Consider the following 23,659-nt stretch of genomic DNA (forward strand, 5'->3'; position numbering starts at 1 on the left):
ATAAAGCCCGACACATCAGGCTTTATGCCCGCCCTCAAACGGCGGCCGTCCGGCCGCTTGCCTTCGCAGGCATGGGCCTGCGGGGCCGCAGTCGCGGCCCTTATACCGCCGCCAGTTCGCGGCGGAAGGCGTTGGCCGCCATCTCCGCGAAGACGGTGAGCGCCGCCTCGTCCGCGCCGTCGCGCGCCGCCGCCGACATCCCCTTCATCGCGATCACCACGAAGTCGGCCAACTCGCCGGCCCGGTCCGGCGCCTCTCCGGCGATGAAGTCGCGGAGTTCCGATACGGCGGCCTTCTTCAGCGCCTCGGCCAACGCGCAGGCCTCCGGATCGGCGCTGTTGCGCGCGCCGTCGAGCACGAGGCAGCCGGCCACGCCGTTGCGCTCCGGATAGAGCCGCGCCGCCAGCAGCAGCGTGCGCCCGATCACCTCGGCAACGCCGCCGCCGCCTTCCCGCGCACGGGCGAAGATGTTCGCCTCCCCCGCCGCATAGCGCTGAAGAGCCCGCTCGAACAGCCCGGCCTTGCTGCCGAAGGCCGCATAGAAGCTCGGCGGCTTGATCCCGAGCTCCGCCCCCAGCTCCGCCACGCCCACGGCGTCGTAGCCGCGCGCATGGAACAGCTTCATCGCGGTTTCGACCGCCTCGTCCACATCGAAGGACCGCCGCCGCCCGCGTGCCCCCGATGTTTCCTTAGAAGACGATTCTGTAGCGACCACTATATTTTCTCCTTGCGCAAACCCCCTGTCTGAATTTATATAGCGCTCACTACATTTTCTCAAGGAGCACATCATGGGTGAGTTCACCGGCCGCAAGGTTCTGGTCCTCGGCGGCAGCCGCGGCATCGGCAAGGCCATCGTCCGCCGCTTCGCCAAGGCCGGCGCCGAAGTCGCCTTCACCTACGCGGCGTCCAAGGATGCCGCCGACGCCCTCGCCGCCGAGACGGGCGCGGAAGCAATCCAAACCGACAGCGCCGACCGCGATGCCCTGATCGCCACGGTGGCCGATCGCGGCGCGCTGGATGTGCTGGTCGTCAATGCCGGCACGGGAGTCATCGGCGATCCGCTGACCTTCGATCCCGATACCGTCGACCGGATGATCGACATCAATGTCCGCGCGCCCTACCACGCGTCGGTCGAAGCGGCCCGGCGCATGAATGACGGGGGCCGCATCATCGTCATCGGTTCGGTCAACGGCGACCGCATGCCCTTCGCCGGCGGTGCCGCCTACGGCATGACCAAGTCGGCGATGCAGAGCATGGTGCGCGGCCTTGCCCGCGATTTCGGCCACCGCGGCATCACCGTGAACGCCATCCAGCCCGGCCCGACCGACAGCGACATGAATCCGGCCGACGGCCCGATGGCGCCGGCCATGCGCGAATTCATGGCGATCAAGCGCTACATCCATGCCGACGAGGTCGCCGAACTGACCGCCTATGTCGCCGGTCCGCATGCGGCGATGATCACCGGCTCGTTCCAGACCATCGACGGCGGCTTCGGCGCCTAACGGCGGATCTCCGGATCAATCAGGAGAACCGTGGGGGGCGATCCGGGCAGGACGCCCCCTCATGCGTCAGCAGCCAGCGCTTGCGCTCCACCCCGCCGCCATAGCCGGTCAGCGCCCCGGCGGAGCCGATCACCCGGTGGCAGGGCACCACGATGCTGATCGGGTTGGTGCCGTTGGCATGTCCCGCGGCCCTGACCGCCGCCGGGCGCCCGGCCAGCGCCGCCAGTTCGCGGTAGCTGACGGTCCCGCCGCAGGGAATCCCGCGCAGTGCCGTCCACACCGCGCGCTGGAACGGCGTCCCGCCGGTGCGCACCGGCAACCGGTCGATCGCCGCAAGCTCGCCCGCGAAATACGCATCCATCGCCCGCGTCAGCCCGCCCGGATCGGCTGAGGGCCGCAATTCGTACCCCTCGGGATGGTGCAGGCGCAGCAGTCGGTGCAGCCGATCCTCATGCTCGGCCCAGTCGATGGCCCGCAAGGCGCCCTCGTCATCCGCGACGACGATCAATTCGCCGATGGGGGTGGCGGTGCGGTCGATCAGCAGGCTGGAGACAGCGGACATTTCGACACCCCTATCCCTTGACGCATAAGCGCGCTGCCGAAATCGAAGGCAGCCCCTTCTTCAAGGCAACTCTTTGATACGGCGTAATTTCCTATCCACGACCGGCCAAATTCAACTGGTTTTCTTTCGTATCGCCGCCAAAAGAGGCGCCAAAAGGCTGAGTTGCGTGCAATCCGCATGGCTGGCATGATCGATCCATGCCTGTCCATACCGTCAGTTCCTGACCGAGCAGTCAGCTTTTCGGCCCTGTGCGCCCTTCATCGTTGCTGGTTGGAACCTTTGGCACGCGGGTTGCTGACGCTTCGGTAGACACGCCGCTCTGCGACCGAAGGGAAGCCATCCGCCATGACCCTGATCGCTACGCTTGCCGACGCCCCGGAACCCGATGCGGACCGTCCGCCCTCGCCCTACGCCGACCTGACGCCGGCGATGACGCCGGTGCAGGCGCTGGCCGAGTCGAACCGCTGCCTGTTCTGCTACGATGCCCCCTGCATCAAGGCCTGCCCGACCGGGATCGACATCCCGGCCTTCATCCGCTCGATCGCCACCGGCAACCTCAAGGGCGCCGCGACGACGATCCTGTCGGAGAACATCATGGGCGGCACCTGCGGCCGCGTCTGCCCGACCGAGACCCTGTGCGAGCAGGCTTGCGTCCGCAACCGGGCGGAGGATCGCCCCGTCGCCATCGGCCGGCTGCAGCGCCATGCCACCGACCGGCTGATCGACGGCGAACCGGCCCACCCCTTCCCGCGCGCCGCCGCCACCGGCAAGCGCGTGGCGGTGGTCGGCGCCGGCCCGGCCGGCCTGTCCTGCGCCCACCGCCTCGCCACGCTCGGCCATGAGGTGACGGTGTTCGAGGCCAAGGCCAAGTCCGGCGGCCTCAACGAATACGGCCTCGCCCCCTACAAGATGGCCGACGACTTCGCCCGGCGCGAGGTCGCCTTCATCCTCGGCGTCGGCGGCATCACCGTTGAGCATGGCCGCAAGCTGGGCGCCGACCTGTCGCTGGACGGCCTGCGCGCCGGCTATGACGCGGTGTTCCTCGGCCTCGGCCTCGGGTCCAACAACCGCCTCGGCATCCCCGGCGAGGAACGTCCGGGAGTCGAGGACGCCACCGCCTTCATCGAGCGGGTGCGCCAGGCTCCCCCCGGCCAGCCGCCCGCCGTCGGCAGCAAGGTCGTGGTGATTGGCGGCGGCAACACCGCCATCGACGCCGCCATCCAGGCCAAGCGCCTGGGCGCGGAGGACGTCACCCTGGTCTACCGCCGCGGCCGTGCCCAGATGGGCGCCACCGCCTGGGAGCAGGAACTGGCCCTGACCGAGGGCGTCGTGCTGAAGACCTTCGCCGCCCCTTCGGCGATCGGCGAGACCGCCATCACCTTCGATCGCACCCGCCTGACCGACGGCAAGCTGACCGCCACCGGCGAGACCTTCACCCTCCAGGCCGACATGGTGCTGAAGGCGGTGGGGCAGAAGCTGTCCGCCGATGCGCTGGACGGCCTGCAGGTCGCCGGCGGCAAGATCGCCATCGACCCGTCCTACCGCACCACGCTCGCCAAGGTCTGGGCCGGCGGCGATTGCGTCGCGACCGGCGAGGATCTGACGGTCCAGTCGGTGCAGGACGGCAAACTCGCCGCGCTCGCCATCCACAGCCACCTGACCGCCTGAGGAAAGGGAGCCACATCATGGCCGATCTTCGCAGCACCATCGCCGGCATCCGCTCCCCCAACCCCTTCTGGCTGGCCTCCGCCCCGCCGACCGACAAGGCCTACAACGTCGTCCGCGCCTTCAAGGCCGGCTGGGGCGGCGTGGTGTGGAAGACGCTGGGCGAGGATCCGCCGGTGGTCAACGTCTCCAGCCGCTACGGCGCGCATCTCGACACCGACCGCCGGATGATCGGCTTCAACAACATCGAACTGATCTCCGACCGGCCGCTGGAGGTCAATCTGCAGGAGATCATCCAGGTCAAGCGCGACTGGCCCGACCGCGCCATGGTCGTTTCGCTGATGGCGGCCATGACGGAAACCTCCTGGGCCGGGCTGGCCCGCCGCATCGCCGAGACCGGGGCGGCGGACGGCCTCGAACTGAACCTCGGCTGCCCGCACGGCATGTGCGAGCGCGGCATGGGCTCCGCCATCGGGCAGGTGCCGGAGATGGTGGAGCAGGTCACGCGCTGGGTGAAGAACGCCGTCAACCTGCCGGTGATCGTCAAGCTGACCCCCAACATCACCAACATCCTGTGGTCGGCGGAAGCGGCGAAGCGCGGCGGCGCCGACGCCGTGTCGCTCATCAACACCGTCAACTCCATCGTCGCGGTGGACCTCGACGCCATGGCCCCGACCCCGGTGGTCGACGGCAAGGGCAGCCACGGCGGCTATTGCGGCCCGGCGGTGAAGCCGATCGCGCTCAACATGGTGGCGGAGATCGCCCGCAATCCCGACACGCGCGGCCTGCCGGTCAGCGGCATCGGCGGCATCACCACATGGCGCGACGCGGCGGAGTTCCTGGCGCTCGGCGCCACCAACGTCCAGGTCTGCACCGCCGCGATGACCTACGGCTTCAAGATCGTCGAGGACATGATCGGCGGCCTGTCCAACTGGATGGACGGGAAGGGATACCGGACCCTCGACGAGTTGAGCGGCCGCGCGGTGCGCAACGTCGTCAACTGGAACGACCTGAACATGAACTTCTCGACCAAGGCGGTGATCGACCCCGCCTTGTGCATCGACTGCGGCCGCTGCCACATCGTCTGCGAGGACACCTCGCACCAGGCGATCCGCATCGATCGAGGGAATGGGGCCGGCGAGGGCCGCCGCGTCTTCACCGTGGTCGACGGGGACTGCGTCGGCTGCAACCTGTGCAGCCACATCTGCCCGGTGCCGGACTGCATCACCATGGTGCCGGAGCAGACCGGCCTGCCCTACGTCACCTGGCCCAACGACGCCCGCAATCCGATGCGCGTTCCCGAATCCGCCGATTGAAGCGCCGCCTCACCCATAAGAACGACGTTCAGGAGAGAGCAACATGTCCACCCCGCAGAATGTCGCCGTGAACGGTTCGCGCCTGTGGCAGAGCCTGATGGACATGGCGCGGATCGGTGCCACCCCCAAAGGCGGCGTGTGCCGGCTGGCGCTGACCGACCTCGACAAGCAGAGCCGCGACCTGTTCGTGCGCTGGTGCGAGGAGGCCGGCTGCACCGTCTCCGTCGACAGGATGGGCAACATCTTCGCCCGCCGGCCCGGCCGCGACGACAGCCTGCCGCCGGTCATCATGGGCAGTCATCTCGACAGCCAGCCGACCGGCGGCAAGTATGACGGCGTCTATGGCGTGCTGGCCGGGCTGGAGGTGGTGCGCAGCCTGAACGACATGAACTACGTCACCGAGGCCCCGGTGGAGGTCGCGGTCTGGACCAACGAGGAGGGCTCGCGCTTCGCCCCGGCCATGGTGGCGTCCGGCGTCTTCGCCGGGGTCTTCGACCTGGACTACGGTCTGTCGCGCGCCGACCTCGACGGCAGGACGATGGGCGAGGAGCTGGCCCGCATCGGCTATGCCGGCGACCGGGAGGTGGGGGGCCGCAGGGTCGGCGCCTATTTCGAGGCCCACATCGAACAGGGGCCGATCCTGGAGATCGAGGGCAAGACCATCGGCGTCGTCACCGACTGCCAGGGCCAGCGCTGGTACGAGATCACCTTCACCGGCCAGGAGGCCCATGCCGGCCCGACCCCGATGGTCCGCCGCAAGGACGCGCTCTTGGGAGCGGCCCGCGTCGTCGATGCGGTCAACCGGATCGGCATGAAATACGGCCCGCTCGCCTGCGCCACGGTCGGGCTGATGCAGATCCACCCCAACAGCCGCAACGTCATCCCCGGCCGCGTCTTCTTCACCGTCGATTTCCGCCATCCCGACGACGCCATCCTCGCCGCCATGGACGGCGAACTGCGCGCCGAGGTGGAGCGCATCGCCGGAGAGATCGGGCTGGAGAGCGATTTCAAACAGATCTGGTACTACGCCCCGATCAGGTTCGACGAGAGCTGCGTCGCCGCCGTCCGCAAGGGGGTGGAGCGCACCGGCCACAGCTTCCGCGACATCGTGTCGGGCGCCGGCCACGACGCCTGCTACCTGTCGAAGGTCGCGCCGACCGCCATGGTCTTCATCCCCTGCATCGACGGCATCAGCCACAACGAGGTCGAGGAAACGACGCCCGAATGGGTGACCGCCGGCTGCGAGGTGCTTCTGCACGCCGTGCTCGACCGCGCCGACGCCATGGCCGAGCAGGTGAAAGCGCCCGCGTGATCCTCTCCCTCTCCCGAGGCGGGATAGGGCACCTCAACAGCAATGGCGAACGCAATGCCGCGAACGGCTGCCGACACGACGGACACCACTCTGCCCCAGGGCCGCATCCGGCGCGAGAACGTCGAGCGCATCCTGAAGGCGGCCGAGCGCGTCTTCGCCGAGGCCGGCTGCGCCGGCGCCACCATGGCCGACATCGCCGAGCGGGCCGGCCTGCCCAAGGCCAACCTGCATTATTATTTCGGCACCAAGGAGGATCTCTACCGCGCGGTGCTCGACAACATCCTGCAGATGTGGCTGGCCCCGATCGGCTCCTTCACCCCCGACGCCGATCCGTCCGCCGCGCTGACCGCCTACGTCACCGCCAAGATGGAGGCGTCGCGCACCCGCCCGCACGCCTCCAAGGTCTTCGCCAACGAGATCCTGCATGGCGGAACCCAGGTCGAACGCTTTCTGGCGGAGGATCTGAGATCGCTGGTCGATGCCAAGGCGGCGGTGATCGACGGCTGGGTCGCCGCCGGCCGCATGGCCCCGGTCGACGCCCGCCAGTTCCTGTTCATGATCTGGGCGGTGACCCAGCATTACGCCGATTTCGACGTCCAGATCCGCAGGGTGCTGGGCCGCCGCAGCCTGACCCGCCAGGACTTCGCCGCCATGACGGCGGAGGTGCTGCGCATGGTCCTGCGCGCCGCCGGCCTGCCTGAACCCGACCTCTCCGAAACGCCCACCGACTCCGTCCCACCAATCCTTTGAGGGAGCGCCCGAGCATGTCCACCATCCTGATCCGCGGCGGCACCGTCGTCACCGCCGAGCAAACCCGCCGCGCCGACGTCCTCTGCCAGGACGGCATCATCACCGCGGTGGGCGACGAGCTGGACGTGCCGGCGGGGGCCGAAACGGTGGATGCCGGCGGCTGCTACGTCATGCCGGGCGGCATCGACCCGCACACGCATATGGAACTGCCCTTCATGGGCACGGTGACGACGGAGGATTTCTTCAGCGGCACCGCCGCCGGCTTCGCCGGGGGAACGACGATGATCATCGATTTCGTCATTCCCAACCCGAAGCAGAGCCTGATGGAGGCCTATCACACCTGGCGCGGCTGGGCGGAGAAGGCGGCCGGCGACTACAGCTTCCACGTCGCCGTGACGTGGTGGGACGAGAGCGTGCGGCAGGACATGGGCACGCTGGTGGCCGACCATGGCGTGAACAGCTTCAAGCACTTCATGGCCTACAAGAACGCCATCATGGCCGACGACGAGACGCTGGTGAACAGCTTCCAGCGCTGCCTGGAACTGGGCGCCATCCCCACCGTCCACGCCGAGAACGGCGAACTGGTCTTCCAGCTCCAGAAGAAGCTGCTGGCCCAGGGCCTGACCGGACCGGAAGCCCACCCCCTGTCCCGCCCGCCGGAGGTGGAGGGCGAGGCCGCCAACCGCGCCATCCAGGTCGCCCGCGTGTTCGGCGTGCCGGTCTACATCGTCCATGTCTCGGCCAAGGAGGCGCTGGAGGCGATCGAGCGCGGCCAGAGCGGCGGCCAGCGCGTGTTCGGCGAGGTTCTGGCCGGCCATCTGCTGATCGACGACAGCGTCTACCGCAACCCCGACTGGGACTTCGCCGCCGGCCATGTCATGAGCCCGCCCTTCCGCCCGAAGGAGCATCAGGACGCCCTGTGGCGCGGACTTCAGGCCGGGCACCTGCACACCACCGCCACCGACCATTGCTGTTTCTGCGCGGAGCAGAAGGCGATGGGCCGCGACGACTTCACCAGGATCCCGAACGGCACCGCCGGCATCGAGGACCGCATGACCGCGCTGTGGACCCACGGCGTCAACACCGGCCGGCTGACGATGAACGAGTTCGTCGCCGTCACCTCTGCCAACGCCGCCAGGATCTTCAACCTCTACCCGCGCAAGGGCTCGGTCAGCGTCGGGGCCGACGCCGATCTGGTGGTGTGGGATCCGAAGGCGACCAGGACCATCTCGGCCAAGACCCAGATGCAGAAGGTCGGGCTGAACATCTTCGAGGGCATGACCGTCACCGGCACCCCGGCCTACACGCTGAGCCAGGGCCGCATCGTCCATGCGCTGGGCGAGAGCCGTGCCGTGCGCGGCGCCGGCCGCTACGTCAACCGCCCGGCCTTCCCGCCGGTCTACGAGGCGGTGACGAAGCGCAACGCCCTGAACGTCCCGGTGGCGGTGGAGCGGTAAGCCGGCGTCACCCGGTCTTCGCCAGAAGCGGCCCGACCCAGCGGGCCAGGAAGGCATCCTCCGGCGCTGCCGCCAGCGCCGGCCTTGCCGCCAGCAGCAATTGCAGCAGGGCGGTGTGAAGTTCGGTGCAGGCGGACAAATCCACCCGCGGCGCTGCCGCCGCCTCCAGCCATTCGGCGAGCGGCAGCGCCTCCTCCGCCGTGCAGGCGGCCTCGAACCGGGCGAGGTCGGGGTCGAAGCGGATGGGCATCACAGCAGCTCCCGCAGGTCGAGCACCAGGATCAGGCGGCCGTCGCCCAGCACGGCGGTGCCGGCATAGCCGCGCAGGCTGCGCAGCACGCCGGTCATCGGGCGCAGCACCACGTCGGCACGCTCGCCGACATCGTCGACCGCCACCGCCACCGGGCCGTCGCCCAGTTCGGCCAGCACCACGCAGTCGGCGGCGCGCTCGCGCCCGTCCTCCGGCTGGCCCAGCAGGCGGCGCAGGCGGACCAGCGGCACCACCCGGTCGCGCAGCACCACGCTTTCCGCCCGCTTCACCGCGCGGATGGCGGCGCGCGGCACCCGCTGGATGCCGCCGACCAGCGCCACGGGAATGCCGTAGAGCGCGCCCGCCGCCTCCACCACCACGACGCGGGTGATGCTGAGCGTCAGCGGCAGCGACAGCCGCACCCGCGTTCCGGTTCCGGGGGTGGACGCGATCTCCACCCGGCCGCCGGCCCGTTCGACCGCCGCGCGCACCGCATCCATGCCGACGCCGCGGCCCGACAGGTCGGAAACGGAGTCCGCCGTGCTGAAGCCGGGGGCGAAGACCAGCCGCACCGCGTCGGCGTCGGACAGCGCCGCGGCGGCGTCGGGTGTCAGCAGCCCCTTGGCGACGGCGGCACGGCGCATCGCCGCCGGGTCGATGCCGGCGCCGTCGTCCGACACCTCCACCACCACCCCGCCCTTGTCCTGGAAGGCGCGGACCCGCAGGGTGCCGGCGGGCGGCTTGCCGGCGGCGGTGCGCCGTGCCGGCGGCTCGATGCCGTGGTCCAGCGCGTTGCGCACCAGATGCAGCAGCGGTTCGCCCAGCACGTCGAGGATATCCTTGTCGGCCTCCGTCTCGGCGCCCTCCAGCACCAGATCCACCGTCTTGTCCAGCCGGCGGGCGGTGTCGCGCACCAGCCGGGGCAGCGGATCGAAGACGCGGGCCAGCGGCAGCAGCCGCAAGCGCAGCGCCGCATGGCGCAGGTCGCCGACCAGCGAGTCGAGCCGGGCGGAAAAGCCCTTCAGGTCGCGCCGCAGCTCCGCCGCCAGTTCACCGTCTTCGGCACGGCGCAGCAGCGGTCCCAACTGCCCCTTGACCACCGACAGCTCGCCGACCAGGGCCATCAGCGCGTCCATCCGTTCCGGTTCGACCCGCAAGGCACGGCGGGCGGCGGGGATGGCGGCGGGGATGGCGGCGGGCGGCGCTTCGGGCAGCGCGGGACGGGCCGGCCCTTCGGCGAGGAAGCGGCGCAACGTGCCGGCATCGGCGCAGGCGGCCTCGATCATGCGCCGGTCGGCCGGACACCCCAGCGAGGTCAGGATCGCGGCGACCGCCCGCGCCACCGCGGCACGGCGGGAGTCGCGCTCCACGGCGTTGCCGGGCAACTCCAGAATCCGCCCCTGCTCCTCCAGCATGCGGGCGGCCAGCGACTCCGGCGGCGCCACGGCGATGGGAGCCACGGGAGTCTTTCCGGCCGGCTTCAGCCTGACGGGGGCGATGCGGACCTGATCGGGCACGCTGCGGAAGGCAGGACGCACCGCCTCCACATCGGCGCCGCTCAGCGCATGGAAGCGCAGGAGGCAGCGGTAGGGGTCCATCTCCGCCAACGCCGGCAGCGGTTCGGCAGGCTCGATGCGCAGCAGCCGCAGGTCGGGCACCCGGCGGAACAGCGCCAGCGGGTCGTCGCCGGTGAAGAAGCATTCGGGATCGGGCCGGTAGTCGACGGCGGTCAGCCGGCCCTCGCCGGCCGCGGCCCTCTCCTCCGCCGTCAGCGCCGCCAGCCAGGGGAACGCCTCCGCCTCCCCACCGGCGGCGGCCCCACCGGCAGCGCCAGTATCCTCCGCCCCCTCCCCGGCGAGGCCGCGGACCAGCGCGTCGGCGGCGGACGGCGCGTCGTCGGGCAGCGTGCCGGCTTCCTCCAGCGCCGCCACCCAGCGGGCGCATTGGTCGAGCACGCGGAACAGCGGGTCGGCGAGTTCGGGCGTCATGGCGCGCCGGCCGTCGCGCAGGAGCGTCAGCGTGTCCTCCCCGGCATGGACCAGCCGGGTGAAGGGCGCCATCTCGAACAGGGCGCTCGCCCCCTTCAGCGTGTGGAAGGCGCGGAACAGCTCGTCCACCGACGCCCGGTCGGCCGGATCGCGTTCCAGCGCCAGCAGCGCGCCGCCGGCGGCTTCCAGCAGATCCTGCGCCTCGACGATGAACTGGTCGAACAGCTCGCTCACGGTGCGCCCTCCGCTCCAACGGGACGGCCGGTCAGCAGCCGCGCCGCCTCCACCAGCAATTCCGGCCGCGGCGGCTTCACGATGTACCAGTTGGCGCCGGCCAGCAGCGCCTGTTCGCGGTCGCTGTCCTTGGATTCGGTGCTGATCATGATCGCCGGCACGTCGCGCAGCACCGGGTCGCGGCGCAGGACGCGCAGCATGGTGTAGCCGTCCATCTTGCGCATGTTGACGTCGACGATGACCAGATCGGGCGGCTCGGCCATCGCCCGTTCCAGCCCTTCGATGCCGTTCACCGCCTCGTCCACCACGAAGCCGTCGGCCTCCAGCACGCGGCGGCTGAAGGCGCGGACGGTGACGGCGTCGTCCACCACAAGGATGCGCGGCCCATCGGTCATGGCACAGCTCCGTTCACCGGCTTCTGGTAGAGGATCGCGTCGGGGAAACGGCGCGGGACGAACAGCGAGGACATGCGGCTCATGCTTTCCGAATGGCCGAGGCAGACGAAGCCGCCCGGCGCCAGGGCGTCGTGGAACATGCTCGCCGCCTCCCGCCGGCCAAGATCGTCGAAATAGATCAGCAGGTTGCGGCAGAAGATCACGTCGATCCCGCGGAACCCGCGCACCTGCTGCGGATCGGCGATGTTGACCAGCGAGAAATCAACGGACTCCCGCAAGTCCTCGATGATTTGCCACCGTGGCCCCCCGGCCTTGGCCGTTCCGCGCAGGGATTCGAAATACTTTGCGCGCAGATGGGCCGGCAGCCCCTGCAGGGCGCGCTCGTCATAGATGCCTTCGCGCGCCCGTTCCAGCACGGCGCTGTCGATGTCCGACGCCAGAAGCTCGATCTCGTAATCATCCACCCGCCGCCAGTTCTCCAGCAGCATGATGGCGATGGAGTAGGGCTCCTCCCCGGTGGCGCAGCCGGCCGACCAGATGCGCAGCCGCGAGCCCTTCGGCCTGTCCCGCACCAGTTCGTCCAGGGCTGAGTTCACCAGGCAGTCGAACTGGTACTTCTCGCGGAAGAAATAGGTTTCGTTCACCGTCATCAGGTTGACGAGCCGCTGAAGCTCCTCCCCCGACGCCTGGAAACGAAGCAGGTTCATGTAGGCGCGCAGGCCCGTCGCGCCGACCGCCTGCATGCGGGCGGCGACGCGGCGGTCGACGAAATAGCGCTTGGCCTCGGTGAAGGACAGGCCGGTGCGTTCCCGCAGGAAATCGCACAGGGTCGCATAATCCTCCGGCGACAGGCCGTCCGGTTCGCCCTCGCTCACGCGCTCACCCGCCCCGGAAGCTGGAGCGGGCGGCGTCGACGGCGAAGGCGACGAAGGGATCGTCCGGGAAGCGGCGGGCCAGGATTTCCAGGCTGGACAGCGCCTCCGGGCTGCCGGCCTCGGCCAGCGCCTCCACCGCGGCGAGGCCGACATTGACGTCGGCGTCCCGCTCCATCACCGCCGCCAGCCAGTCCGCCCGGCCGGGATGGGCAAGCCCGCCCAGCCCCTGCACCGCGAAGATGCGCAGATCCGGGTCGGCATGGCCGAGAAGCGGCAGCAGGGCCGGCGCGGCGACCTCCGCCGGCATCTGCTGCAGGCTTTCCAGCGCCGCATTGCGCAGCGCCGCGTCCTCGCGGTCGAGGAGGGGGACCAGCGCCGCCGCAGCCTCGTCCGTCGCGATGCGGGCGAGCGCCGTCAGGATCGCCTCGCGCACGCCGGCATCGTCCTCCGCCTCCAGCCGGCCGGCGAGCGCCGCGACGGCCCCCGGCGCGACGCCGGCCTGTCCGGCCGGATGACCCAAGCCGTACGCCGCCTCGCGACGGGCCGAAGCATCGGGATCGCCCAGGGCGGCCAGCGGGTCGGCTGGCGCGCCGGGCGCCGCAGGACCGGATGGCGTGGCGCCGGCCTTCTTCTTCACCAGTCCCATCTCGCCCTCCCTATTGCCCGCCGGCCCGCCGCTGGGCGGGCATCAGCCAGCGGATCAGCTGGCCGGCGATGCGGTCCGACGGCAGCACGATGCCGGCACCGCCGCGCCGGATCAAATCCTGCGGCATGCCGAAGACGACGGCGCTGTCCTCCGACTCCGCGATGGTCCGTCCGCCTTGGGCGTGCAGTTCCGCCATCGACGCGGCGCCGTCGTTGCCCATGCCGGTCAGCAGCACCCCGACCAGCCGCTCCGCCGGCAGCAGCCGCATGGCGCTGGCCACCAGCCGGTCGGCATTGGGGTGCCAGGGCCGCTCGGGCGCCATGGGCACGCAGACCGCCTGCAGCCGTCCGCCGCGCCGCGCCAGCTCCACATCGGCACCGCCGCGGGCGATGCAGACCATGCCCGGCTCCAGCACCGCCGCCCGCTCCACCTCGACCACGCGCAGGGCGCACATCTCGTCCAGCCGGCGCGCCAGCGTCGCGGTGAAGGCGACCGGCATGTGCTGGGCCACCACCACCGGCCAGGGGAAATCGGCCGGCAGCAGCGGCAGGATGTCCTCCAGCGTGCTGGGTCCGCCGGTGGACACGCCGACCAGCACCACCCCGTCCTCCGCGCCCGCGGCGGTCATTCCCGCGGGCGGAGCCGGCAGCGGAGCTTCTTCGGGAGCGACGAAATCCTCCCCGGCGATGCGGGCGCGGGCCAGCCGCAGCCGCTCGCGCAGGCCCCGGACCCGGCGCGGGCGCGACGAAGCGGCGGCGCGCACCGTCTCCACCAGCTCCTCGCCGATGCGGCCGATGGAGCCGGCGGCCGGCTTCTGCACCGCCTCCACCGCCCCCAGCCGCAGCGCCTCCAGCGTCTCCTCCGCGCCGGCACCGGTGAGGGCGGAGACCATGACCACCGGCTTGGGATGCTCCACCATGATGCGGGCGAGGCAGGCCAGCCCGTCCATGCCGGGCATGGTCACGTCGAGCGTCACCACGTCCGGGTCGACGACCGGCAGGCGCGCCAGGGCCTCCTCCCCCGTCGCGGCGGTCTCCACCCGGAAACCGGCCTCGGTCAGCAGCTCCGCGATGCGCCGGCGCATCAACGCGGAATCGTCCACCACCAGCACTGTCAGCACGCCGTCCCCCATGAGCCGTCACCGCTGGGTAACGAGCAGGCCGGCCAGCCGGTCCATGTCGAGCAGACTTTCCGCATCCATCAGCAGGATCAGGCGCGTGGCGGAGCCGGCACCATGGTTGGCAGGCGGCAGGGTCGCGACCCGGCGGATCAGCCGGCGCTGCGCCGCCGACACCGCCGGAGCCGGACCGATCCGTTCCGCCGGGATCGTCACCAGCCCGGACAGACCGTCGACCAGCAGCCCGACCCGCGCGGCATCGGCCCCATCCCGGCCGACCACGACCACGCGGCCGCGTGCAAGCCCGGCGGCGGCTTCGCCGCCCGCCGCCGGCAGATGCAGCAGCCGGCGCTGGTCGATCAGCGGCAGCACCTCGCCGCGCAGCGTCAGCACGCCGCTGACGAAGTCGGGGGCGTTGGGCAGGGGCGTGATGACGTCGGGCCGGCGCAGCACCTCGCGCACGGCGGCCACCGGCAGGCCGTATTCCGCTCCGGCGAGGCTGAAGACGACGAAACGCTCCCCCATGCCGCCAAGGCCGCCGGCATCCGCGGGCCGCGCCGGTTCCATCCCGTCCCTCTCCCCATCCGCGCCGGCTCCAATGCCGGCTCCAATGCCGGTCCCGGCGCCTGATTCGGCACCGATCGCCGCGCCATGCCGGAACAGCCGCGCGGCCGACAGGACGGAGACCAGCCGCCGCCCGCCATCCGCCCGGGCGATGCCGTCCAAATCCTCGAATTCCGGCTCGCGGGCGAGAAACGGCGGCACCGGGTCGATCTGCGCGGGGTCGAGCCGCAGGATCTCCCGCACCTCGTCCACCAGAACGCCGACCGGGGCCTGACCCTGGCCGGGCCGCACCACGACCACGCGCCGTCCGGCTCCCTGTTCCCCGGCCCCCTGTTCCCGAACGCCATCCAGCCCGAACAGCGCGCGCAGGCCCACCAGCGGCAGCAGCCGGTCGCGCACCGACATCACCCCCAGCAGATGCGCCCTGGACCGCGCCATGCGGGTGATCTCGCGCGGGGCCGGCAGGACTTCGCGCACGCGCTCCACCGGCAGGGCGAATTCCTGTCCGGCGACCTCGAAGACCAGCAGCGCCAGCCGGTCGGTTCCGGCCCCGGCGCCGGCGCTCCGGTCATCGCCCGGGCCGGCGGCTTGCCCGAGGCTGCCGACCAGCCCGCCCGCGGCCGCCGTCCGGTCGCTCTCGCCCAGCTCGCCGAACTGCCGGTCGATCAGCACATCCGGCTTCAGGATGGTGGCCGGGCCGTCACGCAGCAGGCCGTCCAGCATGGCGGGGTCGAGTCCGCCATCCTCGGCGGTCACCGGGTCGATGCGGTCGGGGCCGCTGCGCAGAATGCCGGCCATGGCGTCCACCCGCAGGCCGACCGGCTGGCCGCGATGTCCGACCAGCACCACGCGGGTCTCGCGCGTGCCGGGCGTTCCGCCGTCCCGTCCGAGCGCCATGGCGAGGTCCAGCACCGGCACCGCGTCGCCATGCCAATGCGCCAGCCCCTCCAGACCCGGCGGGCCGAGCGGGATGCGCACCAGCTCCGGCGGACGGATCACCGCCTGCACCGACGACATCGGCAGGGCGAGGCGCAGGTCGCCGACCGTCATGGTGACGAAGGCGAGGCTGCCCGCCCCGCCGTCGCCGGCTGCCCCTCCGGACGCCTCTTCCGTCGTCACGGCGGTCAAACCGCGCCGAGCAGGCTGTCGGCCATCGCCGCGATCTCCTCGATCGCCGACGCCAGCTCCTCAGCCCCCTTGGCCTGCTCGCGGGCCGCCTTGGCCGCTTCGGTCGCGGCGAGGTTGGCGGCGGCGGCGGCGGTCGCCACCTGCTCCACGCCGGTGCGGGTCTCGCGCAGGGCGACGGTGGTCTCCGCGGCGGCGTCCAGGATCTCGCGGCTGCCGGCGGTGACCACCCGCAGTTCCTGCGCGCCGGCGGTCAGGGTGACACCGAAGGCGCGGTGGCGCGCGGTTTCCGTCACCGCGGTCGCCGAAACGTCCTCGATGTCGCGGCGCACCCGCAGCATCTGGTCCTGGATGTCGCGGACGATGTCCTTGACCCGCTCGGCGCTCTCGGCGCTGTCGCCGGCCAGCTTGCGGATGTCGCCGCTGACCACGGTGAAGCCGCGGCCGAACTCGCCCGCCCGCGCCGCCTCGATGGAGCCGCTGACCGCCAGCATGCCGGTCTGGATGGCGACGGTGGCGATGGCGTCCACCACCTTGTCGATGCGCCGGCCGATCCGCTCCAGCGCGTCCAGCCGCTGGCCGGCGCGGCGGGACGAGTCCACCGCCTCCAGCATGCCGTCGGCCAGCCGGCCGATGGTGTCGCGGGTCTCGCCCAGCAGGGCTTCCATCGAGGTGCAGCGCTCGACCGAATCCTGCGCCCGGCTGGCGGCCAGCGTCGCCGCCGCGTCGATCTCCGCGATGGCGGAAGCCAACTGGTGGGTGGCGGCACTCTGCGACTGGGCGCCGCCGGAAATCTGGCCGATCGCCGTCATGATCTGGGCGGCGGCTCGGTTGATCTCCTCGATGGCGGCCGACAGCTCCTCCGCGGCCGAGGCCAGTTCATCGGCGGTGGCGGCGAGGTCGGCGGTGCCCTCCAGATCCTCGGCCAGTTCCGACAGCTGGCCTGCGGCGCGCTGGCTCTGGTTCAGGGCGACGGCCTGCTCGCCCGCGGTCTTCAGCGCCTCCTCGGCGGCGGCGGACTGCTCCTCGGCGCTGGCGGCGATGGTTTCCGCCCCGCGCAGGGCCTCGCGCGCGGCCTGGTCGGCCTCCACGGCGGCGCGGATCGTCTCCTGCGCGCCCTGCACCAGCGCGGTCATGTCCGACCGCACGCCTTCCAACTGCTGCACGATGGTGCGCCCGCGCTCCACCTCCGCCTTGGCGGCGTCGGACGAGGCGACGATCCCGGCGGCGATGGCGGCCACCGCCTCCTGGATTTCGGCGACCATCGCCTGGATGTCGTTGGCGCTGCGTTCGGACCGTTCGGCCAGCGCCTGCACCTCGTCGGCGACGACGGCGAAGCCCTTCCCGGCCTCCCCCGCCCGCGCGGCCTCGATGGCGGCGTTCAGCGCCAGCAGGTTGGTCTGGTCGGCGATCGCGGCCACGCTCTGCACGATGTCGCCGATCTCGCGCGCCTGGGTCTCCAGGTCGCGCACCAGCCGGACCGAAGCCTCCTGCCGTTCGGCGGCACGGACGATGCCGTCGATGGAGGACAGGATCTGTCCGCTGACGTCCTTCAGCGTTCCCTGCAGCGCCTCGACCCGCAGCACCGCCTGCTCGGCCGTGCCGCGCGAGCGGGCCAGCAGTTCCGACGCGCGGCCGATCATGCGCTGCGACTGCTGCGTGGCGCCGGCCGATTCCTCGGCCCCGGCGGCGATCTGCTCCATCGCCCGGCGCAGCTCCTCGGCGGCGGAGGCCGCCTGGGTGACGCCGCTCGCCAGCTCGGTGGAAGCGGCGGCGATGCCGCTGGCGGCCTGGCGGCGGCGCGAATCGGCGCGCGCCCGGCGGCGCTGCGGGGCGTTCGGTCCGGCACCTTCCGGCGAAGCGGCTTTCATGACCGGGACGGCGGCTGCCGCCGCTTCGGCGGTGGTTTCGACCGCACCCCCATCCTGACCGGCGCCGACGCCGACGTCCTTGTTCCGGGCCGTGCGTGCCGTGTCCATCCTGGTCTTCTTGATGAGCGCCATGTCCTTACCCGCCTTTCCAGTCGGTTCTTCTTGGCCGGTTCTTGCCGGCCGCTTCTTGCCGGCGATCTTTCCGGGCCGGTTCTGCCTGACCCTCTTACGCGACCAGCCGCCCGATGTAGCGGCCGAGCGTGGCCTGCAGCGTGCCCGCCGACCCCGCATCGAGCAGCAGGACCACCCGCCCCCCGACCACCACCCCGTCACCGCCAGGCAAGGCGGTGCGCAGGTCGATGTGGAAGAGGACCGCGGCGCCTCCGGCACCGGCCTCCGCCATGATGGCCGGCGCCACCACGGCGCAACGGCGCAGTATCTCCGCCCCGCTGCCGCGGACGACCACCGGCAGGCCGGTGTCCACCGGTTCACCCAGCAGGTTGGCGACCAGCGCCAGCGCGCTGTTCAGCACGACGTTGCCCAGTTCCGCCAGGACTTCGTCCTCCAGCTCGGGAACGTCGTCCGCCGGAACGTCGGGGGGCAGGGCCGCGCGGACCAGCGGCAGGCTGCCGCCCTGCGGGAAGACCAGCAGGGCGCAGCCGGCGAACAGGCCGCCCAGCCTTTCCGACACGCCCACCAGCGGCGGCGCCAGCGCCCGGTCCAGCAGCCCGGCCACCTCGTCCGGCGGCACCATCTCCACCGACGGCACCGACAGCGTCACCAGACCGTCCAGCATGCGGCCGAGCGCGGTCGACGCCTTGCCGATGCCGATGTTGCCCAGTTCGGCCAGCGCGTCGCGCTCCAGTTCGCTGAGCATGGGGGCGGCGGTCACTCCGGTGCGGCCTGGGCGGCCCGTCGCGGCGGCAGGGCGGTGGAGTTCAGGAAGCGGGTGACCTGCTCCTCCTCCAGCGGCTTGGGCATGAAGGCGGCGCCGACCGCCCGGATGCCGGTAACCACCGCGTCCTGCGCGTTGGCGGTGATGATGGCGACATGGACGTTCGGGTGGCTCGTGCGCAGCTTGGCCGCGGTCTCCACGCCATTGTCGCCGGGCATGTTGTAATCGATGATCGCAACATCCACAGGCGTGTCCTGAATCGTCCTGAAGAGTTCGTCGCCGTTCGCCGCCTCGACGACGGACCAGTCCGGCTTGTTGCGCAAGACCATCGCCCGCACATGCATGCGCGAGAGCTTGCTATCGTCGACAATGATTATAGTCTTACCCAAGATATAGGCCTTTTGGATAGAGCTCGATCGACAGAGCCGAATTGTTCGCAAGTATACAGAATGGTTGTCGCCACGCCAGTCCCCTTGATCGCGGCCGGAAATGGGGACCGGGATTTTGCGGGCGCGGCGGTTGGCCGACTCATGCTATCGAGGCGGACCGCCCCCTTCGATCCAGCCGCCGTTCCATGCCGTCATCCTCCGCCGCCAAACTGGCCGCCCTGCTGGGCCAGGCACTGGGCCATCACCGCGCCGGCGACCTGGACGGGGCGGAACGCGCCTACCGCGCGATGCTGGCGGCCGACCGCGCCAACCCGGATGCGCTGCATCTGCTGGGCGTGCTGCACCACCAGCGCGGACAGGATGGCGAGGCGGTCCGGCTGATCGGCCAGGCCATCGCGCGGCGCTCCGGCATGGCGGAGCAGCACGCCAATCTCGGCCTCGCCCTGCACGCGCTCGGCCGGCTGGGCGAGGCCGAGGCGGAATACCGCCGGGCGCTCGCCCTGCGCGAGGCCTATCCGCAGGCGCACAACAGCCTGGGCAGCGCGTTGCAGGAACAGGACCGGCTGGATGATGCCGCCGCCCATTACCGCCGCGCGATCGACCTCGACGCCGGCTATGCCGAGGCCTGGGCCAATCTCGGCACGCTGCTGCGGGCGCGGGATGACCATGCCCAGGCGGAAACGGCGCTGCGCCACGCCCTGCGGCTCGACCCCGGCCACGCCACCGCCCTGACCAATCTCGGCGTCGTGCTGAAGGAAACCGGCCGCATCGGCGAGGCCGAGGCCGCGCATCGGGAGGCGCTGCGCCTCGCCCCCGGCGATGCCGAGACCATGGTGAACCTCGCCCTGCTGCGCGAGGCCCAGGGCCGTGGCGAAGAGGCGGAAACGCTGTACCGGCAGGCGCTCGCCCTGTCCCCCGGCTTCGCGCTGGCGCGCTGGAACCTCGCCCTGCGGATGCTCGGCCAGGGCCGGCTTGCGGAGGGGTGGCAGGAGTACGGGGCGCGTTTCGCCTCCCGCCGCGTCTCGGCCGGGCGCAGCTTCACGCTGCCGCCCTGGGACGGTGCGGCAGGCGGCGCCGCGGGCGGGCGCCTGCTGGTCTGGCGCGAACAGGGGTTGGGCGACGAGCTGATGTTCGGCACCGTCCTGCCCGACCTCGCCGCCGCGATCGGGCCGGGCAATCTGGTGGTGGAGGTCGATGCCCGGCTGACCGGGCTGATCGGCCGCGCCCTGCCCGGTGTCACGGTGCGGGCACAGACCGCAGATCCGACCGACGCCGACGCCCATCTGCCGATGGGATCGCTGCCCCGGCTGCTGCGGCCGGCGCTGTCCGCCTTTCCCGACCGGCGCTCCTGGCTGGCGCCCGACCCGGCCCGGCTGGCGGAGTGGCGGGACCGGCTGGCGGCGCTGGGGCCGGGGCTGCGCGTCGGCATCTGCTGGGGCAGCCAGAACATGCTGGGAGAACGCAAGGCTTCCTACACGACGCTCGCCGGCTGGGCGCCGCTGCTGACCCTGCCCGGCCTGATCCCGGTCACCCTGCAATATGACGGGCGCGAGGCTGAGATCGCCGCCGTCGAAGCGCAACTCGGTGTGCGCATCCACCGCTGGCCGGACACCGACCTGAAGAACGACCTGGACGGGGTGGCGGCGCTGATCGCCGGCCTCGACCTCGTGGTGACGGTGGCGAGTTCGGTGGGCGAGATTGCCGGCGCGCTCGGCGTGCCGGTCTGGCGCTTCGGCCCGGCCGGCGACTGGACGGCGCTGGGCAGCGGAGTGCGGCCCTGGTTCCCGTCCATGCGGCTGTGGAGCGCGCGGCCCGGCGAAGGGCTGACGGAGGTGCTGGTGCGCATGGCCGCGGAACTCCGCCGTCTGGCGCCCGCCTTGCCCATCGCCGGCTGGCTGGCGGAGGCGCAAGACCTGCACGGATCCGGCCGCTGGCCGGAGGCGGAAAAGGCCTATCAGCGCATCCTCGACCAGGGCGGCGACGTGCCGGCGGCGCTGGAAGGCTATGGCCTGCTCGGCCATCAGGCCGGCCGTCCCGACATCGCCGTCACCCTGCTGACCCGCGCCATCGCCGTGGAGCCGAGCGCCGGCCGCCACAAGTGCCGCGCGCTTGCCCATCAGGAGATGGGGGCGATGGCGGAGGCCGAGGCCGACTGGCAGGCCGCCGCGTCCCTCGACCCCGAGGATGTGGAGGCGCTCGGCAATCTCGGCGCCCTGCGCCTGACCCGTGGGGCGGCGGTTGAGGCGGCGGAGGCGACCGACGCGGCCCTGCGCCTCGCCCCCTTCCATGCCGGGCTGTGGGCCAATGCCGGGCTCGCCCGGCAGGCGTTGGGCGGCGACGGCGTGCCGGCCTTCCGGCGGGCCCTCGCCCTCGATCCCGCTGTGGCGGAGGCCTGGACCGCGCTGTCGGCCGAGGCGCTCCGCGACGCCGCGCGCGCGGCCGGGGCGGAGCGCGCGGCGGAGCGGGCCTTGCGCCTGCGGCCCGGCGACCCGTCGGCGGCCGGCAATCTCGGGCTGGCGGCGCTGGCGCTCGACCGCCCGGCAGAGGCGGCGGCGCATCTGCGTCTGGCGCTCCAGGGCCGTCCGGGCGACCTCGGCACGATCGGCAACCTCGCGCTCGCGCTGGAGCGGGCGGGCGACGGCACCGCGGCGGGGCTGGCATGGTGGCGGGTGATCCTGCTGGCTCCCGGTATCGGCGCCGGCTGGGCCGGACTGGCCGACCTGCGGCAGCGCCAGGGCCGGTTGGATGCCGCGCTGAAGGGCTGGGGCCGCGCGCTGGCGCTGGAGCCCGGGCGGGCGGAGTGGCGCTACAATCTCGGCAATGCCCTGCACGCCGCCGGCCGGCCGGAACAGGCCGATGCGGCCTATCGGCAGGCGGCGGAGGACGACCCGAGCCTGACGCTCGCCGCCTTCAACCGCGGCTATGCGGCGCTGGCGCGCGGCGATCTCGGCACCGGATGGACCGGGCTGGAGGCCCGCTTCGCCGCCGGACAGGCCTTGCCCGACCGCCGCTTCCGCATCCCGGCCTGGGACGGCGGCGACCTGGCGGGGAAGACCGTGCTGGTCTGGCGCGAACAGGGGGTGGGCGACGAGCTGATGTACAGCGCCTGCTACGCCGACCTGATCGCACGCGCGGAACAGGTCGGCGGCCGGGTGATCCTGGAGTGCGAGCCGCGGCTGGCCGCGCTGTTCGCCCGCTCCTTCCCGCAGGCGCGGGTGCGCGCGGCGACGGCGGATCCGGTGGACGCGGATTGCCATGTCCCGGCGGGATCGCTGCCGTTGCGCCTGGACTGGGGCTTGAAGGATTTTCCGGCGCGGGGCGGCTGGCTGCGCGCGGACGAGGCGGCGGTGGCGCGGTGGCGGGGATGGCTCGGGGGATTGGATGAGTCCGGCAGCGATTGCCCCCTCCCCGACCCTCCCCCCTCCGCCGCCGAAGGCGGGGAAGGGAGGGGGAGGGGGCGGCCATTGCAGCACTGCAACCCCGCCCTCACCGTCGGCCTCTGCTGGCGCAGCGGCCTGCGCAACGCCTTGCGCGACGCCAACTATGCGCCGCTGGCCGACTGGGCGCCGATCCTCACCCTGCCCGGCCTGCGCCTGATCAATCTTCAATATGACGACTGCGACGCCGAACTCGCCGAGGCGGAAAAGCGCTTCGGCATCGTCGTCCACCGCCCGCCGCTCGACCTTAGGAACGACCTCGACGGCGCGGCGGCGCTGACGGCGGCGCTGGATCTCGTGGTGTCCGCCGGAACGTCGGTGGCGGAGATGGCCGGCGCGCTGGGGTCGCCGGTCTGGCGGATCGGGCCGGCGGGGGACTGGACGGCGCTCGGCACCGGCTGCCGGCCCTGGTATCCGTCGATGCGGCTGTTCTGCCCGAAACCGGGCGAGACGCTCGGCGGCGCGCTGGGCGCCGCCGGACGTGCTCTCAACGCTCTCAGAACGCGGGAACCACGGCGTTCTTGAACTTGGTGAGGATGAACTCCTTCACCTCGGGGCTGTTGTAGGACTTCACCAGCTTGGCGACCCAGGGCTTGTCCTTGTCGTCCTTGCGCACGACGATGATGTTGGCATAGGGGCTGTCGGCATCCTCGCGGGCGATGGCGTCCTTGACCGGGTCGAGGCCGGCCTCCAGCGCGAAGTTGGTGTTGATGGCGGCGACCGTCACGTCGTCCAGCGAACGCGGCAGCTGGGCGGCGTCCAGTTCGATGATCTCCAGCTTCTTCGGGTTCTCGACGATGTCGATCGGCGACGCCTTCAGCGTGCCGCCGTCCTTCAGCTTGATCAGGCCCTTGGACTGCAGCAGCAGCAGGACGCGGCCGCCGTTGGTCGGGTCGTTGGGGATGGCCAACTTGGCGCCGTCCGGGACTTCCTCCAGGCTCTTCACCTTCTTGGAATAGATGCCGATCGGGAAGACCACCGTCTTGCCGACGCTGACCAGATCGAAGCCGCGGTCCTTCACCTGGTTGTCCAGATAGGGCAGGTGCTGGAAGCTGTTCGCGTCCAGATCACCGCCGGCCAGCGCCTGGTTCGGGATGACGTAGTCGGTGAATTCCAGGATCTGGATGTCCAGCCCGTCCTTGGCCGCGATGGGCTTCACCGCTTCCAGGATCTGGGCGTGCGGGCCGGCGGTGACGCCGACCTTGATGGTCTCGGCGGACACGCCGGAGGCGAAGGCCATGGCGGCGGCGCCGGCCAGCAGGGAAGCCAGCGAACGGAAGCGCAGCATCTCGAACACTCCTCGGTATTT

20 protein-coding genes are annotated in these 23,659 nt (G+C 71.6%); 7 read left to right on the forward strand and 13 right to left on the reverse strand.

Annotated features, from left to right (window positions below; translation table 11 throughout):
• Window positions 1–100: 100 nt before the first annotated feature.
• Window positions 101–649, reverse strand: coding sequence for a TetR/AcrR family transcriptional regulator (locus tag DM194_RS22995; protein WP_246024605.1), 549 nt, complete (start codon window positions 647–649; stop codon window positions 101–103).
• 139 nt (window positions 650–788) lie between these two features.
• Between DM194_RS22995 and bdcA the strand changes: the two genes are divergently transcribed.
• Entirely contained in the window at window positions 789–1,502 is a 714-nt protein-coding gene (bdcA, locus tag DM194_RS23000) for an SDR family oxidoreductase (RefSeq protein ID WP_111069897.1), read from the forward strand.
• Window positions 1,503–1,521: 19 nt separating this feature from the next.
• Here bdcA and ogt read toward each other — a convergent pair whose 3' ends face one another.
• Window positions 1,522–2,064: a methylated-DNA--[protein]-cysteine S-methyltransferase gene (gene ogt, locus DM194_RS23005; protein ID WP_111069898.1), complete on the reverse strand. Its 543-nt coding sequence runs from the start codon at window positions 2,062–2,064 to the stop codon at window positions 1,522–1,524.
• Between the two features lie 345 nt (window positions 2,065–2,409).
• On the opposite strand from ogt, the gene DM194_RS23010 reads away from it, so the two are divergent.
• The 5 genes from DM194_RS23010 to hydA are packed head-to-tail and all read left to right on the forward strand — an operon-like array spanning window position 2,410 to window position 8,564.
• The gene (locus tag DM194_RS23010) at window positions 2,410–3,732 is read left to right on the forward strand and encodes an NAD(P)-dependent oxidoreductase (RefSeq protein WP_111069899.1); all 1,323 of its coding nucleotides are present in this window, start codon (window positions 2,410–2,412) and stop codon (window positions 3,730–3,732) included.
• Window positions 3,733–3,749: 17 nt separating this feature from the next.
• Window positions 3,750–5,045 carry an NAD-dependent dihydropyrimidine dehydrogenase subunit PreA gene (preA, locus tag DM194_RS23015; protein ID WP_111069900.1) on the forward strand — a complete coding sequence of 432 codons (1,296 nt, stop codon included), beginning with the start codon at window positions 3,750–3,752 and terminating at the stop codon, window positions 5,043–5,045.
• 43 nt (window positions 5,046–5,088) lie between these two features.
• Window positions 5,089–6,357: a Zn-dependent hydrolase gene (locus DM194_RS23020; protein ID WP_111069901.1), complete on the forward strand. Its 1,269-nt coding sequence runs from the start codon at window positions 5,089–5,091 to the stop codon at window positions 6,355–6,357.
• A 54-nt stretch (window positions 6,358–6,411) separates the two neighbouring features.
• Entirely contained in the window at window positions 6,412–7,107 is a 696-nt protein-coding gene (locus DM194_RS23025) for a TetR/AcrR family transcriptional regulator (protein ID WP_246024606.1), read from the forward strand.
• A gap of 14 nt (window positions 7,108–7,121) precedes the next feature.
• Window positions 7,122–8,564: a dihydropyrimidinase gene (hydA, locus tag DM194_RS23030; RefSeq protein ID WP_111069903.1), complete on the forward strand. Its 1,443-nt coding sequence runs from the start codon at window positions 7,122–7,124 to the stop codon at window positions 8,562–8,564.
• Between the two features lie 7 nt (window positions 8,565–8,571).
• Here hydA and DM194_RS23035 read toward each other — a convergent pair whose 3' ends face one another.
• The 10 genes from DM194_RS23035 to DM194_RS23080 form a co-directional block, all read right to left on the reverse strand.
• Complete coding sequence (locus DM194_RS23035; RefSeq protein ID WP_111069904.1) at window positions 8,572–8,814, reverse strand: hypothetical protein; 243 nt, start codon at window positions 8,812–8,814, stop codon at window positions 8,572–8,574.
• Window positions 8,814–11,036: a chemotaxis protein CheA gene (locus DM194_RS23040; protein ID WP_111069905.1), complete on the reverse strand. Its 2,223-nt coding sequence runs from the start codon at window positions 11,034–11,036 to the stop codon at window positions 8,814–8,816. Before DM194_RS23040 ends, DM194_RS23035 begins: the two co-directional genes overlap by 1 nt.
• A complete protein-coding gene (locus DM194_RS23045; protein WP_111069906.1) occupies window positions 11,033–11,431 on the reverse strand; it encodes a response regulator in 399 nt (132 codons plus the stop codon). Before DM194_RS23045 ends, DM194_RS23040 begins: the two co-directional genes overlap by 4 nt.
• Window positions 11,428–12,306 carry a CheR family methyltransferase gene (locus DM194_RS23050; RefSeq protein ID WP_111069907.1) on the reverse strand — a complete coding sequence of 293 codons (879 nt, stop codon included), beginning with the start codon at window positions 12,304–12,306 and terminating at the stop codon, window positions 11,428–11,430. The genes DM194_RS23045 and DM194_RS23050 overlap by 4 nt, the downstream gene beginning before the upstream one ends.
• Before the next feature lie 4 nt (window positions 12,307–12,310).
• A complete protein-coding gene (locus tag DM194_RS23055) occupies window positions 12,311–12,952 on the reverse strand; it encodes a HEAT repeat domain-containing protein (RefSeq protein WP_111069908.1) in 642 nt (213 codons plus the stop codon).
• Between the two features lie 10 nt (window positions 12,953–12,962).
• Complete coding sequence (cheB, locus tag DM194_RS23060) at window positions 12,963–14,072, reverse strand: chemotaxis-specific protein-glutamate methyltransferase CheB (RefSeq protein WP_176581491.1); 1,110 nt, start codon at window positions 14,070–14,072, stop codon at window positions 12,963–12,965.
• Between the two features lie 18 nt (window positions 14,073–14,090).
• A complete protein-coding gene (locus tag DM194_RS23065; RefSeq protein ID WP_246024607.1) occupies window positions 14,091–15,752 on the reverse strand; it encodes a chemotaxis protein CheW in 1,662 nt (553 codons plus the stop codon).
• A gap of 5 nt (window positions 15,753–15,757) precedes the next feature.
• The gene (locus DM194_RS23070) at window positions 15,758–17,761 is read right to left on the reverse strand and encodes a methyl-accepting chemotaxis protein (RefSeq protein ID WP_111069911.1); all 2,004 of its coding nucleotides are present in this window, start codon (window positions 17,759–17,761) and stop codon (window positions 15,758–15,760) included.
• A 94-nt stretch (window positions 17,762–17,855) separates the two neighbouring features.
• The gene (locus tag DM194_RS23075) at window positions 17,856–18,521 is read right to left on the reverse strand and encodes a chemotaxis protein CheC (protein ID WP_111069912.1); all 666 of its coding nucleotides are present in this window, start codon (window positions 18,519–18,521) and stop codon (window positions 17,856–17,858) included.
• On the reverse strand, window positions 18,518–18,853 hold the full coding sequence (locus DM194_RS23080; protein WP_246024608.1) for a response regulator: 336 nt from the start codon (window positions 18,851–18,853) through the stop codon (window positions 18,518–18,520). Before DM194_RS23080 ends, DM194_RS23075 begins: the two co-directional genes overlap by 4 nt.
• Before the next feature lie 245 nt (window positions 18,854–19,098).
• On the opposite strand from DM194_RS23080, the gene DM194_RS23085 reads away from it, so the two are divergent.
• Entirely contained in the window at window positions 19,099–22,875 is a 3,777-nt protein-coding gene (locus DM194_RS23085; RefSeq protein WP_111069913.1) for a tetratricopeptide repeat protein, read from the forward strand.
• Here DM194_RS23085 and DM194_RS23090 read toward each other — a convergent pair.
• Entirely contained in the window at window positions 22,847–23,638 is a 792-nt protein-coding gene (locus DM194_RS23090) for a MetQ/NlpA family ABC transporter substrate-binding protein (RefSeq protein WP_111070282.1), read from the reverse strand. The two genes, DM194_RS23085 and DM194_RS23090, sit on opposite strands and share 29 nt — an antisense overlap.
• Window positions 23,639–23,659: the final 21 nt, after the last annotated feature.

The sequence above is a fragment of the Azospirillum ramasamyi genome, from assembly GCF_003233655.1.
GTDB lineage: Bacteria > Pseudomonadota > Alphaproteobacteria > Azospirillales > Azospirillaceae > Azospirillum > Azospirillum ramasamyi.